6 protein-coding genes and 1 pseudogene are annotated in these 17,045 nt (G+C 67.3%); 4 read left to right on the top strand and 3 right to left on the bottom strand.

Annotated features, from left to right (window positions below; translation table 11 throughout):
* Positions 1 to 68: 68 nt before the first annotated feature.
* Positions 69 to 1,100, top strand: a complete 1,032-nt coding sequence (locus QN245_RS04520) for a LacI family DNA-binding transcriptional regulator (RefSeq protein ID WP_317844672.1) — start codon at positions 69 to 71, stop codon at positions 1,098 to 1,100.
* A gap of 125 nt (positions 1,101 to 1,225) precedes the next feature.
* On the opposite strand, the gene QN245_RS04515 is transcribed toward QN245_RS04520, so the two are convergent.
* A complete protein-coding gene (locus tag QN245_RS04515; RefSeq protein WP_167088041.1) occupies positions 1,226 to 2,551 on the bottom strand; it encodes an MFS transporter in 1,326 nt (441 codons plus the stop codon).
* A 299-nt stretch (positions 2,552 to 2,850) separates the two neighbouring features.
* Here QN245_RS04515 and QN245_RS04510 point away from each other — a divergent pair, with 299 nt between their 5' ends.
* Together QN245_RS04510 and QN245_RS04505 are read left to right on the top strand one after the other, a co-directional pair.
* Positions 2,851 to 5,307: a TonB-dependent receptor domain-containing protein gene (locus QN245_RS04510; protein ID WP_160971055.1), complete on the top strand. Its 2,457-nt coding sequence runs from the start codon at positions 2,851 to 2,853 to the stop codon at positions 5,305 to 5,307.
* A 48-nt stretch (positions 5,308 to 5,355) separates the two neighbouring features.
* The gene (locus QN245_RS04505) at positions 5,356 to 7,275 is read left to right on the top strand and encodes an alpha-amylase family glycosyl hydrolase (RefSeq protein WP_317844671.1); all 1,920 of its coding nucleotides are present in this window, start codon (positions 5,356 to 5,358) and stop codon (positions 7,273 to 7,275) included.
* Positions 7,276 to 7,423: 148 nt separating this feature from the next.
* On the opposite strand, the pseudogene QN245_RS04500 reads toward QN245_RS04505, so the two are convergent.
* Positions 7,424 to 7,549: pseudogene (locus QN245_RS04500) on the bottom strand (IS5/IS1182 family transposase); the annotation flags it as partial.
* Positions 7,550 to 7,702: 153 nt separating this feature from the next.
* Positions 7,703 to 8,764, bottom strand: a complete 1,062-nt coding sequence (locus tag QN245_RS04495) for a helix-turn-helix domain-containing protein (protein WP_184447123.1) — start codon at positions 8,762 to 8,764, stop codon at positions 7,703 to 7,705.
* 439 nt (positions 8,765 to 9,203) lie between these two features.
* Between QN245_RS04495 and QN245_RS04490 the strand changes: the two genes are divergently transcribed.
* Entirely contained in the window at positions 9,204 to 17,033 is a 7,830-nt protein-coding gene (locus tag QN245_RS04490; RefSeq protein WP_317844670.1) for a YDG domain-containing protein, read from the top strand.
* The last annotated feature ends 12 nt before the right edge of the window (positions 17,034 to 17,045 follow it).

The following is a 17,045-nucleotide window of genomic DNA, read 5'->3' as shown; positions in this document are numbered from 1 at the left end:
TGCGCAGCGCCGCGACGCGCGCCTGGCATACACTGACGGTTCCGTTTCGTCCGTCGCGCCCGCTCCGCATGTCCGACAAACCCGAACCCGGCGCGCCCGCCGCGCGCCTGCAGATGGCCGACATCGCGCGCATGGCCGGCGTGTCCGAATCCACGGTGTCGCGCGCGCTGGCCGACAATCCGGTGGTCGCCGAACGCACCCGCGCCTACATCAAGCAGCTTGCGCGCGATGCCGGCTATCGGGTCGACCCGGTCGCGCGCAGCCTGCGCTCGCGCCGCTCCAACATCGTCTGCGTGGCGGTGCCGCTGATGCACGCGCACGAGCAGCCGCTGTCGGACCCGTTCATGATGACCATGCTGGCGCTGCTCGCCGACGCGTTGACCGCGCGCGGCTACAGCATGCTGTTGTCCAAGCTGGACCAGCACCAGGACCACTGGGTCGAGGACCTGGCGCAGAGCAGCCGCGCCGACGGCGTCATCATGCTCGGCCAGAGCCACGAGCACGCCTCGCTCGACGCCGCCGCGCGCGGCGGCCTGCCGATGCTGGTGTGGGGCAGCCGCATCGACGGCCAGGCCTATGCCAGCGTGGGCAGCGACAACCTGCGCGGCGGCGAACTGGCCACCGCGCACCTGATCGAGCACGGCCGCCGACGCATCGCCTTCCTCGGCGACGAACAGCTACCGGAAGTGGCACCGCGCTTCGCCGGCTACCGGCGCATGCTCGACGCGCACGGCCTGGCGTTCGACCCGCGGCTGCATGCGCGCAGCCATTTCCTCAGCGAGGACGCCTATCGCCTGACCCGGGCGATGCTGAAGAAGACCGACCCGCCGGATGCGGTCTTCGCCGCCTCCGACGTGATCGCGCTGGGCGCGATTCGCGCCCTGATCGAAGCAGGCCACCGGGTGCCGCAGGACATCGCCCTGGTCGGCTTCGACGACATCCCCCTGGCCGCCTACAGCCAGCCGCCACTGACCACCGTGCGCCAGGATCTGGCACACGCCGCTACCCTGCTGGTGGACGGCGTGCTGAACCTGATCGGCGGCACGCCAGTGGAATCGGTGGAGTTGCCGGTGAGTCTGGTGGTGCGGGAGTCTGCGTGAGGGGCCGGGATTGGGCAGTCGGGATTGGGGATTCGTAAAAGCGGGACTTGCGCGCTGAGGGTGTCCTGGCTGAACCGGCTTTTTCCAATCCCGACTCCCGACGCGCGAATCCCGGCTCCACCGCTTTACGAATCCCGAATCCCCACTCCCGAATCCCGCCCCCTCACCAACCCCATCGCCACCGCCGCCGCCAGCATCAGCGCGCCGGCCAGGCGAATCACGTTGCGCGGGTCGCCGTGCAGCAGGCTGTCGTAGTACAGCGGCAGGGTCACGATCTGGATCAGCATCGGCAGCACGATGAACAGGTTGAACAGGCCCATGTACACGCCGGTGCGTTCGGGTGGGATGCTGTTGGCCAGCATCAGGTAGGGATTGCCCATCATGCTGGCCCAGGCCAGGCCGATGCCGATCATCGGCAGCAGCAAGAGCCAGCGGTCGTGGATCGACGGCAGCAGGCACATGCCGAGGCCGGCGGCGACCAGGCACACGGCATGGGTGGCCTTGGGACCGAAACGGCGCGCCACCGGCACCATCGCGAACGCGGCCAGGAACGCGACGAAGTTGTAGAAGCCACCGATCTGCCCGTTGACCAGGCCGGCCTCGCGGAAGCCATGCGAATCGGCCGCGGTGGTGCCGAACAGGGTGGTCGACAGCGACAGCACGATGTACTGCCAGTAGCAGAACATCGCATACCACTGGAACAGCATCACCGGCGCCATCTGCCGCATCGTCGGCGGCATCTGCCGCACCGCGTCGACGATCTCGCGCAACGTCGCCAGCGGCCCGACCGCGGCGCTGCGCAAGCGCTGCAGTTGCGCCGGCGGCAGCACCGGCTCGCGCACGCTGCGCGCGGTGAGCAGGATCGACGCGGCGGAGAAACCCGCACCGATCGCGAACGCGGCGATGGTGACGTAGGGAATGTGGTGGGCGTTGGCCGCGTCCTGGTTCATGCCCAGCCACACCAGGAGCGGCGGGGTGACGTAGGCCAGGGTCTGGCCAAGGCCGGTGAACGCGCTCTGGGTCAGGTAGCCCAGCGGCCGTTGCGGTGGCGCCAGCACGTCGCTGACCAGCGCACGGTACGGCTCCATCGCCACGTTGTTGGCCGCATCCAGCATCCATAGCAGGGCCACCGCCATCCACAGCGCCACGCTGAAGGGCATGGTCAGCAGGCACAGGCTGCAGACCAACGCGCCCACCACCATGTACGGCATGCGCCGGCCCCAGCGGGTCACGGTGCGGTCGCTGAGCACGCCGACCACCGGCTGCAGCACCAACCCGGTGATCGGGCCGGCCAGCCACAGATACGGCAGGTTGGCGTGGTCGGCGCCCAGGTAGTTGTAGATCGGGCTCATGTTGCTCTGCTGCAGCCCGAAGCTGTACTGCACGCCGAAGAAACCGGCGTTGAGCGCCAGCACGCGCGAGAGCGGAAGCAGGGGACGATCGGAACGCATGAGCATCGGCATCGGCCTGAAGGGGTCGGACACGCGGGAGGCGTGCCGCGGCGGCGGAGCGGAGTGTCGCTGCGCCTGCAATCGTTTGTAACGCTGCGTTGCACCATGCAAAATGCAACCTAATCCCGTTTGAAAGAGAGCGAACGGTACGGCGACCGGATTTGCTGCACTGCAAGTTGCAATCGTTTGCAGGCAGCCGTATCTGTAGCCCGCCGCACCCACCGTTCGCGCCGTGTCCTGCCCGTTTGCGGCATTGGCGCGCCGCCGCCAACTGCACCCTCGCTTCGGGAGAGACAGCGATGCACCACCCTTCGATCCGCTTGCAGACCCTGGCCCTGGCCGTCGCCACGGCGCTGTCCGCCCCGGCCGCGCTCGCGCAACAGGCCACCCCCGCTGCCGACGCCCCGGCGGCGCAGAACGACGTGGTCAGCCTGGACTCGGTGTTCGTCACCGGCACCGCCACGCCCAAGAGCAAGCTCAAATCCAGCGTCTCGGTCAGCACCGTCGGCGCCGAGGCGATCGAACAGTCGGCGCCGCGCAGCACCGCGGAGATCTTCCGCAACATCCCCGGCATCCGTTCCGAGTCCAGCGGCGGCGAAGGCAACGCCAACATCGCCGTGCGCGGCCTGCCGGTCGCCTCCGGCGGCGCCAAGTTCCTGCAGTTGCAGGAAGACGGCCTGCCGGTGCTGGAGTTCGGCGACATCGCCTTCGGCAACGCCGACATCTTCCTGCGCGCCGATTACAGCCTGGAGCGCATCGAGGCGATCCGCGGTGGCTCGGCCTCCACCTTCGCCAGCAACTCGCCCGGCGGCATCATCAATTTCATCAGCAAGACCGGCGAGACCGCCGGCGGCAGCGTCGGCCTCACCCGCGGCCTGGGCGGCTACGACAACACGCGCCTGGACTTCGACTACGGCGCACCGTTCGCCGAGCACTGGCAGTTCAACGTCGGTGGCTTCTATCGCCGTGGCGACGGCATCCGCGATGCCGGCTACACCACCGACAAGGGCGGCCAACTCAAGGCCAATCTGACCCGGCTGTTCGACAACGGCTACGTGCGCGTCTACGCCAAGTACCTCAACGACCGTGCCGCCGGCTACCTGCCGGTGCCGACCCGGGTCAGCGGCCGCGACGGCGCACCGCACTTCGGCAGCATCGACGGCTTCGATCCGGGCACCGACACGCTGTACAGCCCGTACTTCCGCAGCAGCGCCACCCTCGATGGCGGCAACAAGCCCTCGCGGGTGGAACTGGGCGACGGCATGCACCCGCTGTCGCGTGCGTTCGGCGCCGAGGCGCAGTTCGACGTCGGTGGCGGCTGGACCCTGACCGACAAGTTCCGCATCGCCGACACCTCCGGCCGCTTCGTCTCGCCGTTCCCGGCGCAGGTCGCCGATGCCGGCGCGCTGGCGGCGAGCATCGGCGGCGCCGGCGCCGGCCTGCGCTACGTCGACGGGCCGAACGCCGGCCAGGCCTACACCGGCCTGGCGCTGCGCACGCACCTGTTCAACGTGCACCTCAACGACCTGGGCAACGCGGTCAACGATGTCAGCCTGGCCCGCGACTTCGGCAGCGGCGACGGCGGCAACCTCAACCTCAAGGCCGGCTGGTACACCTCGCGGCAGACCATCGACGTGGACTGGACCTGGAACTCCTACGTGCAGTCGCTGGCGCATCGCCCGCGGCTGCTGGACGTGGTCGCCGCAGACGGCAGCCTGCGCTCGCAGGACGGTCTGTACGCCTACGGCGTGCCGTACTGGGGACTGGACAATACCCGCCACTACGACGTGCGCTACGACATCAACGCACCGTATCTGGCGCTGAGCTGGGACCAGGGCCCGCTGAGCGTGGACGGCAGCCTGCGCTACGACATGGGCCGCGCCCGCGGCAACACCGCCGGCGGCGTGCTGGCCAGCAATGTCGACGTGAATGGTGACGGCGTGATCGAGGCGCCGGAGCAAAGCGTGGCCACCATCGACTACGGAAACCGCAAGCCGGTGCGCTACGACTGGAACTACCTGTCGTACTCGTTCGGCGGCAACTACATGTTCAACGACGATCTGGCGGCCTTCGCGCGCTACAGCCGCGGCGCTCGCGCCAACGCCGACCGCCTGCTGTTCGGCGTGGTCCGCGACGACGGCTCGGTGCCCTCCAACGAAGCGGTGAACGTGGTCAAACAGCTCGAAGGCGGCCTGAAGTGGCGCAGCGGCGGGCTGAGCCTGTTCGCCACCGCCTTCGCCGCGCGCACGCAGGAGCAGAACTACGAAGCCACCACCCAGCGCTTCTTCGACCGCACCTACAAGGCGCACGGCCTGGAGCTGGAAGCCGCGTACCGCGCCGGTGGTTTCAACCTCAACGGTGGCCTGACCTGGACCGATGCCACCATCGACAAGGACCAGATCACCCCGGCCAACGCCGGCAATACCCCACGGCGGCAGGCACGCTTCGTCTGGCAGCTGACGCCCAGCTACCGCGGCGAGCGCTACCAGGTCGGGGTCAACGCGATCGGCACCAGTTCGGCCTACACCCAGGACAGCAATCAGTTGAAGATGCCCGGCTACACCCAGGTCAACCTGTTCGCCGATTACCGCATCACCGATGCGCTGACCGTCTCGCTCAACGTCAACAACCTGTTCGATACCTTCGGCCTGACTGAAGCCGAGGAGGCATCCATCGCCGATGCGTCCTCCGGCGTGATCCGCGCGCGCTCGATCCCGGGCCGCACCTCCAGCCTCAGCCTGCGCTACGACTTCTGACGAGGACCGCACATCCGCGCCCCGCCCGGGGCGCGGCCAAGCCCCCCCATGACCGCACCCGCTCCTTCCGCACTGTCCGCGCTCGCCCACACCCTCTGGCAGGCGCATCTGCCTCCGGACGCCGCCGCCGTGCTGCTGCCGCGCCTGCAGCGCCACGGCGAACGCCTGCTGGCCCCATTGCACGCGCTGTACGGCACGCATCCGGCGTTCGCGCAGTGGCTGCCGCAGTGGCTGACGCAATTGGCGGCTATCGCCAATGCGCGGCCGCCGGCGCTGCGCCAGCTCGATGCCGAGCGCGCGCCCGACTGGTTCGCCACCCCGGCGATGCTCGGCTACAGCGCCTATGTGGACCGCTTCGCCGACACCTTGAACGGCGTCGGCGAACGCGTGCCCTACCTGCAGGAACTGGGCGTGCGCTACCTGCACCTGCTGCCGTTCCTGCGCGCGCGCGCCGGCGACAACGACGGCGGCTTTGCGGTCAGCGACTACGGCCAGGTCGAGCCGCAGCTCGGCGACACCGACGACCTGGCGGCGCTGACCGCGCGGCTGCGCGCAGCGGGGATCAGCCTGTGCGCCGACTTCGTGCTCAACCACACCGCCGACGACCACCCCTGGGCGCTGGCGGCCAAGCGCGGCGATGGGCGGTTCCTGGACTATTACCACCACCTCCCGGACCGCGACGCGGTGGATGCCTACGAGCGCACCCTGGGCCAGGTGTTCCCGCACACCGCGCCGGGCAACTTCACCTGGGTGGAGGAGGCCGGCGCGTGGCTGTGGACCACGTTCTACCCCTACCAGTGGGATCTGGACTGGAGCAATCCGGCAGTGTTCGGCGAGATGGCGCTGGCGCTACTGCACCTGTCCAACCTGGGCGTGGAGGTGTTCCGCCTGGATTCCACCGCCTATCTGTGGAAGCGCCCGGGCACCGACTGCATGAACCAGCCGGAAGCGCACACGATCCTGCAGGCGCTGCGCGCGCTTACCGACATCCTGGCCCCGGCGGTGCTGCTGAAGGCCGAGGCGATCGTGCCGATGGCGCAGTTACCGCCCTACTTCGGCGACGGCGCCGCGCGCGGCCACGAATGCCACCTGGCCTACCACAGCACGCTGATGGCGGCCGGCTGGGTGGCGCTGGCCGAGCAGCGCGGCGACATCGTGCAGGCAGCGATCGCGCAGACGCCGGCGCTACCGCCGGCCTGCGGCTGGCTCAGCTACGTACGCTGCCATGACGATATCGGCTGGAACGTCCTGCAGCGCGAAGCCGCCGGCGGCGATGGCGTGGCGCCGTTCGCGCTGGCGCGCATCGCCCAGTTCTACGCTGGCCGCACGCCGGACAGCTATGCGCGCGGCGAAGCCTTCCAGAGCAGCGGCGATGGCGTGCACGGCAGCAACGGCATGAGCGCGGCGCTGACCGGTATCGCCGCGGCGCTGGCCGCCGACGACGCCGACGCGCTGGAACTGGGTGTGCGCCGCCTGCTGCTGCTGTACGCCGTGGCGCTGGCGATGCCGGGCATGCCGCTGCTGTACATGGGCGACGAATTGGCCCTGGGCAACGACGAGACCTACCGCGACGATCCGCTGCGCCGCCACGAAGGCCGCTGGCTGCATCGCCCAGCCATGGACTGGGAGCGTGCTGCTCGACGCCACGACACCGCCAGCCTGCCCGGCCAGGTCTACACCCGCCTGCGCCACCTGATCACCGCGCGCGCCGCTACTGCGACACTGGCTGCCGATCAGCCGCTGCGCGCGGTGCCGCTTGGCGATCCCGCCCTGCTCGGCCTGGCCCGCGGCGAGGACTTCGTGGCGGTCTACAACTTCAGCGCCCACCCGATCGTGGTGGATGTCGCCGCGGCGCTGGGCACTAGAGACTGGCAGACCATCGCCGACGGCGGCAGCGATCCGGCAGGGCTGGCGAACTGGAACGGCACCCTGCCCGCCTACGGCCTGCGCTGGTGGCGGCTCGGCTGAGCGGACGCGGGACGCGACGCCGGCAAGGCGCCGCTGCCGCGCAACCGCGATACGGCTGGATCGCATGGCGTCGGGGATGACGTCCCTCCCACAACCGCGCAGCCGCATCCTCGCGCGCACCGGTGGTACTGAATTGTGGGAACGGCCAACAAAGCCGTTCAGCGAAATGCAAGCAGATGACCGCGCAAGCCGCCAGTTTGGGCAATGTCAGGTGGGTGTCGAGCGACCGTTCGAACCGAATGCGTAGCGTGCCCAACCCTGCGAACCCGGCATGGAAGCCGTTGAAGGCGGTACGGTCATCGAGCCGTGGCGCCGCCCCTTGGGCGAGAACTTCGGCCAGCACCAATGGCTCGGGTTCTTGCCAGAGCGTCTGGTCGATCAGGGCGCTCTTCAGCCTTGCGCAGACAACAGTGTCGGTCCTTGCCATTCACGACGTGATGGAAGCGACGGACTGCTGGCCTGATGCCCGGCTCTCGCGCGCCTTGGCCAAGGCGCGGAAGTCCCGGGGCGGCATGTCATACGCGCGGCGGAACGCGTGGTTGAAATCCGCCGCACTCCTGAATCCCAGGCCGTAAGCGATCTCCACGACCGGCACCTTCGGGAATCGAATGAGTTCGTCCGCGGCCTCGCGCAACCGGCGATTGCGGATGTAGGTGGCCAGGCCGCCTTCATGCTCGAACAGGCGATACAGCGCGGCGCGGGACAGCCGCGATGCATCGACGATGCTCTCCAGCGAGAGTTCGGGCTCGTGCAAGTGGTGCTCGACATGCCGCCGCACCCTGCCGAACACCGCCGCGCGGACCGCGGCGCGCGCGTCGCCACTCAGGCCGCACTGTTTGGCGAAGGCCCCGACGATCAGGTGCGCGCATGTGGCCATCATCGCGCTGGCTTCAGCCCCGCTCATGGTATCGATGCTGCTGGAAAGCGCCTCCAGCTCGCCGAGAAACATGCGCGCGTGCGGCGATGCGGAGTCGATCACGCGGCCATGCAGCGATTCCGCATCGGGCAGCATCGATTCCACCAGTGCGCGCGGCAGGAACAAGGCCATGACCTGGCTCCTGTACTCCCGCTCCATGCGCATCGACTGGCCCATGTCCAGCGCCAGGATGCCCGGCCGGGATTGCAGCGCCTTGCGCCGCGGATACAGGCCGGTTGTAGTTTCGACGCAGCCGCCCACCCGTAGCACGTGAAAAATATAATCACGCATGGTGTCGGTGGAAATTTGTGGCGCCGTGCGGGTCTGCGTGATCGGGTCGGTGCAGGCGTGGAGAAACCTCATGCCATCGACCCGGTAATGGTCGAGCGTGGCGCGAAACCCGGCAGCCACCTGTGCGTGCGACACCGCTATATCGAGAAAAGAGGAGGTTTGATCACGCCACGCCACCAGTTGTTGCGTTCGTGCGACGTCGCGTGTGCTGAAGTGCTGGCGGATCGGCGGCGCGCGAACGCTTGCCTCGACCTCGACATGGCTTGTGCTGTTGCTGGTCATCCCGGGCCCCGTCCGCGCGCGCTCAGGCTACAGGACGCGCGCCCGCTTTTATACCCGCATCGTGACAGGCGGTAACACCCTCCTACGCTGGCCCTGAGGCTTGCTGGCGCATCAACGCGCTACCGCCTGCCGTCTTGCCCACGAAAACAACGCGCTCCCCCATGTCGCCATTCCCGGGAAGGCGCGCGCTGCTTTAGAACAGCGAAGCAGGTAATCGCCCCACCAAAGCGAACCGCTGCTCCGCTGTGGCCTTGCCGTCGCAAGCGATTGCTCGTCACCCAACGCCGTCATTCCCGCAACCTCCCCTTCCCAACTGAGACAGCAGATCAAGTCGACTGTGACTTCACACGCAAAATTCCCAGCTAACCACCCCGCTCATCCGAGCCTGTCCAAGAGAGGCTTGCTCGGGGAAATCCGCGTTGCACCACAGGGGAATCGCGTGAATCATATCTACAGGCTGGTCTGGAGTCAGGTCCGTCGCACCTGGCTGGTCGTTTCCGAACTCGCCCGCGGTCGCGGCAAGCCCGGGCGTACCTCGACATCGCACCGTACGCGCCCGGCCTGGTGGGCTGCGCTCCCCCTGAGCCTGCCGATGCTGGCCTTCGCTACCGCGCCAGCCGGCGTGACGGCGATGGATGCAGCCCATCCGGCGGCGGCCATCGTCGCCACCCATCCGACGGTCGTCGCCTCGGCGGCCTCCTCGGCCCATCCCACCGGCGGTCAGGTCACCGCCGGCAGCGGCCGTATCGACTACGGCGATCACCTCACCACCATCCAGCAGAACAGCCAGAACCTGTCGCTGAACTGGCTGAGCTTCGACATCGGCACGCAGGACACGGTCAATTTCCTGCAGCCGAACGCGCAGTCCATCGCCGTCAACCGCATCGCCGCCCCCAACGGCAGCGTGATCCTCGGCCACCTGAACGCGAACGGCCAGGTGTTCCTGATCAACCCCAACGGTGTGCTGTTTGGACAAGGCGCGCAGGTCAACGCGGGCGGCCTGGTCGCCAGCACGCTCGACGTCGGCGACAGCCAGCTGGGTCGCGGCACGTTGCATTTTGCCGGCGCAAGCGTCGGCAGCGTGACCAACCTCGGCACGCTCACCGCGGCACCCGGCGGCTACGTGGCCCTGCTCGGCCACGCGGTGTCCAATCAGGGCGCCATCCACGCGCCTGCCGGCAGCGTGGCGCTGACCGGCGGCAGCGCGGTCACCTTGAGTTTCGACGGCAGCCACCTGCTCGACATGCAGATCGACGCCAGCACCTTGAACGCGCTGGCCGAGAACAAACAACTGATCGTCGCCGACGGCGGCCAGGTGCTGATGAGCGCCGGCGCGAAGGATTCATTGCTGGCCAGCCTGGTCAACAACAGCGGCACGATCCAGGCGCGGACGGTCGAAAACCGCGCCGGCAGGATTGTGCTGCTCGGCGGCATGGAAACAGGCACCACGCAGGTGGACGGCACGCTGGACGCCAGCGCGCCGAACGGCGGCGACGGCGGCTTTGTCGAAACCTCGGCGGCGCATGTGCAGGTGGCCGACGGCGTAAAGATCACCACCCTGGCCGCCATGGGCAACGCCGGCACCTGGCTGATCGATCCGCACGATTTCACCATCGCCTTCAGCGGTGGCGACATGAGAGGCGGCACCTTGAGCAGCCAGCTTGGTGCTGGCAACGTCACCATTCAGTCCAGCCAAGGCGCCAACTCCAGCGGCAGCGGCGATATCCAGGTCAATGATGTAGTGAACTGGGGCGCCAACACGCTCACGCTCACCGCCGCCCACGATATCGATATCAATGCCGTGATGACGGCCAGCGGCAGCGCCGGCCTCGCGCTGAACCCGAGCACCAGCAACGGCGGCGATACGGCGATTGGCGGCGGCACCGTGAATGTCAACATGGTCAATACCACGCCGGGCCAGAGCGGCCGGGTGGATTTCACCGGCGGCAGCAACACGCTAAACATCAGCGGCCAGTCGTACACCATCATCACGACGTTGGGTGCCCCCGGCAGCACCTCCAGAACGGACCTGCAAGGCATCAACGGCGCCCTTGCCTGTGCTTGCTATTTCGCGCTGGGTGCCAATATCGACGCCAGCGCCACGGCCAACTGGGGGGATTCCACCTTCGGCTCTGCCATCGGCTCAGGATTCGTGCCGATCGGCCACAGCTTCAACGCCACCGATTTCAAGATGTTCACCGGTACCTTCGACGGCCTCGGCCACACCATCAGCGGCCTCACCATCAACCGGCCCGGCTCCAGCAACGTCGGCCTGTTCGGTTACACCTACACCACAACGAAGATCCGTAACATCGGCCTGCTTGGCGTGTCGATCGCCGGGCTAAGCAGCGTAGGCGGCCTGGTCGGGTACAACTACGGCACGATCAGCCAGGCCTACGCCATCGGTGCGATCAGCGGCAATCGCGGCGGTTCCGACGTCAGCTTCGGCGGCGGTGCCAACATCGGCGGCCTGGTCGGATACAACGACAGCAGCGGCCGGATCAGCCAAGTCTATGCCAGCGGTGCAGTCAGCGGCGTGGCCACGGTCGGTGGCCTGATCGGGTACAACAACCACGCCCCGATCAACCAAGCCTATGCGACCGGTACGGTCAACAGCAGCGGCGGTGAGGTCGGCGGTCTGATCGGGATCAACGACGGCGGGCCGATCGGCCAAGCCTATGCGACCGGTACGGTCAGTGGCAGCAACGACGTCGGCGGTCTGGTCGGATACAACATCAGCGGCGCGATCAACCAGGCCTATGCGACCGGTGCGGTCAGTGGCAGCAACTATGTCGGCGGCTTGGTCGGGAACAATGTCTCCGGCACCACGATCAGCCAGGTCTATGCCACTGGTGCGGTCAGCGGCACCGGCAGCAACGTCGGCGGTCTCGTCGGGTTCAACAATGCCGGCACGATCACCAGCAGCTACTGGGACACGGAAACCACCGGTCAGTCCACCAGCAGCGGCGGTACCGGCCTGACGAGCAAGGCACTGATCGCAGCGCTGCCCGGAGGTTTCACGACCGCCAGGTGGGGCAACGTCGGCAACCAGACCACGCCATACCTGCTGGGCATGTCCGGCAATCAGGTCTTCAATACCAACGACCTGCCCACCGGCACCGTGACGCCCAGCAACCGGCCCAACCTCTACACCGTCATCCTGGATCTGAATCAGTTGCAGGCCGTGAACACCGGCCTCGCCGGCCGTTATGTACTGGGCAACGACATCGACGCCAACGCCTCGAGCGGATGGGTGGGCGTTGAGTTAGACGCCCGAGGCCGCCCCATCTTCGCCTACAACGGCTTCAAGCCGATTGGCGTCTCAGGCACACCGTTCACCGGCGTCTTAGACGGCCTTGGTCGCACCATCAACAACCTGACCATCAATTGGCCAAACACCGATTACATCGGCCTGTTCGGCGTCACCGGCAACGGCAGCGCGATCCGCAATCTCGGTCTGTTCGGCGGGTCGGTGACAGGCCAGAATGACGTCGGCGGCCTGGTCGGAGGCAACGGCGGAACGCTCACCAACGCCTATGCCACGGGGGCGGTCAGCGGCGGCAACACCGTCGGTGGCTTGGTTGGCTCCAACGGAACGAGCGGCACGATCACCAACACCTATGCCACCGGGGTGGTCAGCGGCGCCAACCACAACTATGTCGGGGGTCTGGTCGGAAGCAACCTTGGCGCGATCGCGAACGCCTACGCCACCGGGATGGTCAGCGGCGGCAACGCCGTAGGTGGCTTGGTTGGCTCCAACGAAACGGGCGGCACGATCACCAACACCTATGCCACCGGAGCGGCCAGCGGCGGTGTTTTCAACAACCATGTCGGTGGTCTGGTCGGTCTCTACCGCGGAGGCACCATCATCGGCAGTTACTGGGACACGGAAACCACAGGTCAATCCACCAGTGAAGGCGGCGGTACCGGCCTCACCACCGTGCAGATGATGGACCCGGCCAGTTTTGCGGCCTGGAACACGGAGATCAGTGCCGTCGGCGGCAGCTCCGCGACCTGGCGGATCTACGCGGGCGACACCGCGCCGCTGTTGCGCACCTTCATGACAGGCTTGGCGGTCACCGCCAAGAATCTCGGCACGGTCTACAGCGGCACCGCCTTTGCTGGCAGCAGCAGCGTGATCCTCGGCACGCTGACGCCGAGCTACTGGCGGCCGTCGAGCAGTGTGGATGCGACCCTGATGCTGGGCGACGCCAACGCTAGAACCGGCACCCCGGCGATCAATGCCGGCAGCTACGCGTTGGCTAGCGGACTGTATTCCGGCCAGATGGGTTACGACATCGCGTTCACGCCCGGCACGCTGACCATCGCCCCAGCCGCCCTCACCTATCTGGCCGATATCGCAACTACCACCTACGGCAACACGCCGACAGGGTTGACCGGCACGGTGACCGGCTTCGTCAACGGCGAGACCCTGGCCAACGCCACGACCGGTACCGTCAGTTTCGCGACCGGCGCCACAGCCACCAGCAACGTCGGCACCTACGCCATCAACGGTAGCGGCCTGACCGCGAACTACGGCAACTACACCTTCGCACAAGCCGCAGGTAACGCCAGCGCACTGACGGTGAACCCGGCCACCCTGACTTATCTGTCCGATACCGCCACCACGACGTACGGCAACACACCGAGCGGGTTGACCGGCACGGTGACCGGCTTCGTCAACGGCCAGACCCTGGCCAACGCCACCACCGGCACCGTCAGCTTCGCGACCGGCGCCACCGCCACCAGCAACGTCGGCAGCTACGCCATCAACGGTAGCGGCCTGACCGCGAACTACGGCAACTACACCTTCGCACAAGCGGCAGGCAACGCCGCCGCACTCACGGTGAACCCGGCCACCCTCACTTATCTGTCCGATACCGCCACCACGACGTACGGCAACACACCGAGCGGGTTGACCGGCACGGTGACCGGCTTCGTCAACGGCCAGACCCTGGCCAACGCCACCACCGGCACCGTCGGTTTCGCGACCGGTGCCACAGCCACCAGCAATGTCGGCAGCTACGCCATCAACGGCAGCGGCCTGACCGCGAACTACGGCAACTACACCTTCGCACAAGCGGCAGGCAACGCCGCCGCACTCACGGTGAACCCCGCCACCCTGACAATCACGGCGAATAACGCCGGCAAGACCTACGGTGACACGCTCACCTTTGCAGGCAACGAGTTCACGGCCAGCGGCCTGCAGAACGGCGAAACCATCGGCCATGTCGCGCTCACCAGCGCCGGTGCCGCGGCAAGCGCCGGCGTCACCGGTGGCCCGTACACCATCACCTCGAACGCGGCTACCGGCGGCAGCTTCAACGCGGGCAACTACGCCATCACCTACAGGAATGGCAGCCTCACGGTGGGTCGGGCCGCGCTGACCGTCACCGCCAATGACGACAGCAAGACCTACAACGGCCTCGCTTATACGGGCGGCCACGGCGTCACCTACAGCGGCTTCGTCAACGGCGAGGCCACCTCGGTACTCAGCGGCGCGCTGGGCTACGCCGGCGATGCGCAGGGCGCCACCAACGCGGGCGGCTACACGATCACGCCAGACGGCCTCACCTCCGGCAACTACGCCATCACCTACAGGAATGGCAGCCTCACAGTGGGTCGGGCCGCGCTGACCGTCACCGCCAATGACGACAGCAAGACCTACAACGGCCTCGCTTACACGGGCGGCCACGGCGTCACCTACAGCGGCTTCGTCAACGGCGAGACCACCTCGGTACTCGGCGGCGCGCTGCGCTACGCCGGCGATGCGCAGGGTGCCACCAACGCGGGCGGCTACACGATCACGCCAGACGGCCTCACCTCCGGCAACTACGCCATCACTTATAGAAATGGCGGCCTCTCGGTGGGTCGGGCCGCGCTGACCGTCACCGCCAACGACGACAGCAAGACCTACAACGGCCTCGCTTACACGGGCGGGCACGGCGTCATCTACAGCGGCTTCGTCAACGGCGAGACCACCTCGGTACTAGGCGGCGCGCTGCGCTATGCCGGCGATGCGCAGGGTGCCACCAACGCGGGCGGCTACACGATCACGCCCGATGGCCTCACCGCTGGCAACTACGCCATCGCCTACAGGAATGGCAGCCTCTCGGTGGGTCAGGCCGCACTGACGGTCAGCAGCAGCAACGTCAGCAAAACCTACGATGGCGGGCTGAGCGCGATCGGCACAGCGGTAGTGAGCGGCGGTAGGCTGTTCGGCAGCGACACCCTCACTGGCGGCAATTTCGCCTTCACCGACAAGAACGTCGGCATCGGCAAGCACGTGACCATCAACGGCGTCACCGTGAGCGACGGCAACAGCGGCGGCAACTATGCCGTCAGCTACGTCGACAACAGCAGCAGCACCATCACCGCGCTGGGCATCACCGTCGATGCCACCGGCACCAATCGCGTCTACGACGGCACCACCGCCGATGCGGTGAAACTGACCAGCACCGGCATTCTCGTCGGAGACACGGTGGGCTTCAACGGCACCGGCGCCTTCGCCGACAAGGACGTCGGCGTCGCCAAGGCGGTCGGTGTCAGCGGCATCACCGCCAGCGGTGCCGATGCCGGCAACTACAACTACAACACCACCGCGAACACGACGGCCGACATCCACCAGCGCCGCATCACTGTCGATGCCACCGGGACCAACCGCATCTACGACGGCACCACCGCCGATACGGTCACGCTGGCAAGTGCCGGCGTGCTGTCCGGCGATACGGTGAACTTCACCGGTACCGGCAGCTTCCTCGACAAGAATGTCGGTACGGCGAAGGCGGTCGGCGTGAGCGGCATCGCCGCAAGCGGCGCCGATGCGGGCAACTACCGCTACAACACCACCGCGAACACGACAGCCGATGTTGTCGCCAAGACGATCACGGTCGACGTGATCGGCATGGACAAGGTGTACGACGGCAGCACGGCCGCGACGATCGCAGCACTGGGCACGACTGACCTGGTGGCGGGCGATGCTGTCACTTTCGGCAATGCCTCGGCGGCCTTCGCCGACAAGAACGCCGGCAGCAACAAGACCGTCACCGTCAGCGGCATCACCGCCAGCGGTGCCGACGCGGGCAACTACCGCTACAACATCACCACGAACACGACGGCCGACATCCGCCAGCGCGGCATCACCGTCGATGCCACCGGCACCAACCGCGTCTACGACGGCGGCACGGCCGATGCGATCACGCTGGCAAGTGCCGGCGTGCTGTCCGGCGATACCGTGAACTTCACCGGGACCGGCAGCTTCCTCGACAAGAATGTCGGTACGGCGAAGGCGGTCAGTGTGAGCGGCATCGCCGCCAGCGGCGCCGATGCGGACAACTACCGCTACAACAGCAGCGCGAACACGACCGCCGATATTACCGCCAAGACGATCACGGTCGACGCGATCGGCATGGACAAGGTCTACGACGGCAACACGTCCGCGACGATCGCAGCACTGGGCACAACGGGCCTAGTGGCGGGCGATACTGTCATCTTCGGCAACGCCTCGGCGGCCTTCGCCGACAGGAATGCCGGCAACAACAAGACCGTCACCGTCAGCGGCATCACCGCCAGCGGCACCGATGCGGGCAACTACCGCTACAACACCACCGCGAACACGACGGCTGACATCCGCCAGCGCGGCATCACCGTCGATGCCACCGGTAGCAACCGCGTCTACGACGGCACCACCGCCGATGCGGTCACACTGGCAAGTGCCGGCGTGTTGTCCGGCGACACCGTGAACTTCACCGGGACCGGCAGCTTCCTCGACAGGAATGTCGGTACCGGCAAAGTCGTCAGCGTCTTCGGCATCACGGCCAGCGGCAGCGATGCCAACAACTACAGCTACAACTCCAGCGCGACCACGACCGCCGATGTCACCCCCGCGACGTTGACGTACCGCGCAGATATCGCCCACTTCAAGATTGGACAGATGCCGGGTGATTTGAGCGGCGCCGTCACCGGGCTGGTCGGTGGCGATACCTTGGCCGATGCCACCGACGGCACGCTGACATGGCGAACGCCAGCCACGGCGGCCAGCCTGGCCGGGCCTTACGCCATCGACGGCAGCGGCTTGTCCGCACGCAACTATGTGTTTGAGCAGGCACCAGGCAACGCCGCCGCGCTACACGTGGTCGATGGCAGCGCGCCGCGCCTTGTCGTCAGCACCGTCGCCGGGCTGCAGCAATCCCCCGACGACACCCATGCTGTCCACGCGCCGTATGCCCCGGATGTGCACATCGTCGACGGTGGAGTTCGTCTGCCGTGAATCACGCAACCC

The organism is Xanthomonas rydalmerensis (assembly GCF_033170385.1).
Taxonomy (GTDB): Bacteria; Pseudomonadota; Gammaproteobacteria; order Xanthomonadales; family Xanthomonadaceae; genus Xanthomonas_A; species Xanthomonas_A rydalmerensis.
The sequence above is the reverse complement of the archived record's forward strand: the minus strand, read 5'-3'. Positions and strand labels throughout refer to the sequence as shown.

Excerpts from the sequence above, each read along its gene's own strand:
- QN245_RS04505 (WP_317844671.1), top strand. The coding sequence starts at position 5,356 with ATGACCGCACCCGCTCCTTCCGCACTGTCCGCGCTCGCCCACACCCTC.
- QN245_RS04520 (WP_317844672.1), top strand. The coding sequence starts at position 69 with ATGTCCGACAAACCCGAACCCGGCGCGCCCGCCGCGCGCCTGCAGATG.
- QN245_RS04515 (WP_167088041.1), bottom strand. The coding sequence starts at position 2,551 with ATGCGTTCCGATCGTCCCCTGCTTCCGCTCTCGCGCGTGCTGGCGCTC.
- QN245_RS04510 (WP_160971055.1), top strand. The coding sequence starts at position 2,851 with ATGCACCACCCTTCGATCCGCTTGCAGACCCTGGCCCTGGCCGTCGCC.
- QN245_RS04495 (WP_184447123.1), bottom strand. The coding sequence starts at position 8,764 with ATGACCAGCAACAGCACAAGCCATGTCGAGGTCGAGGCAAGCGTTCGC.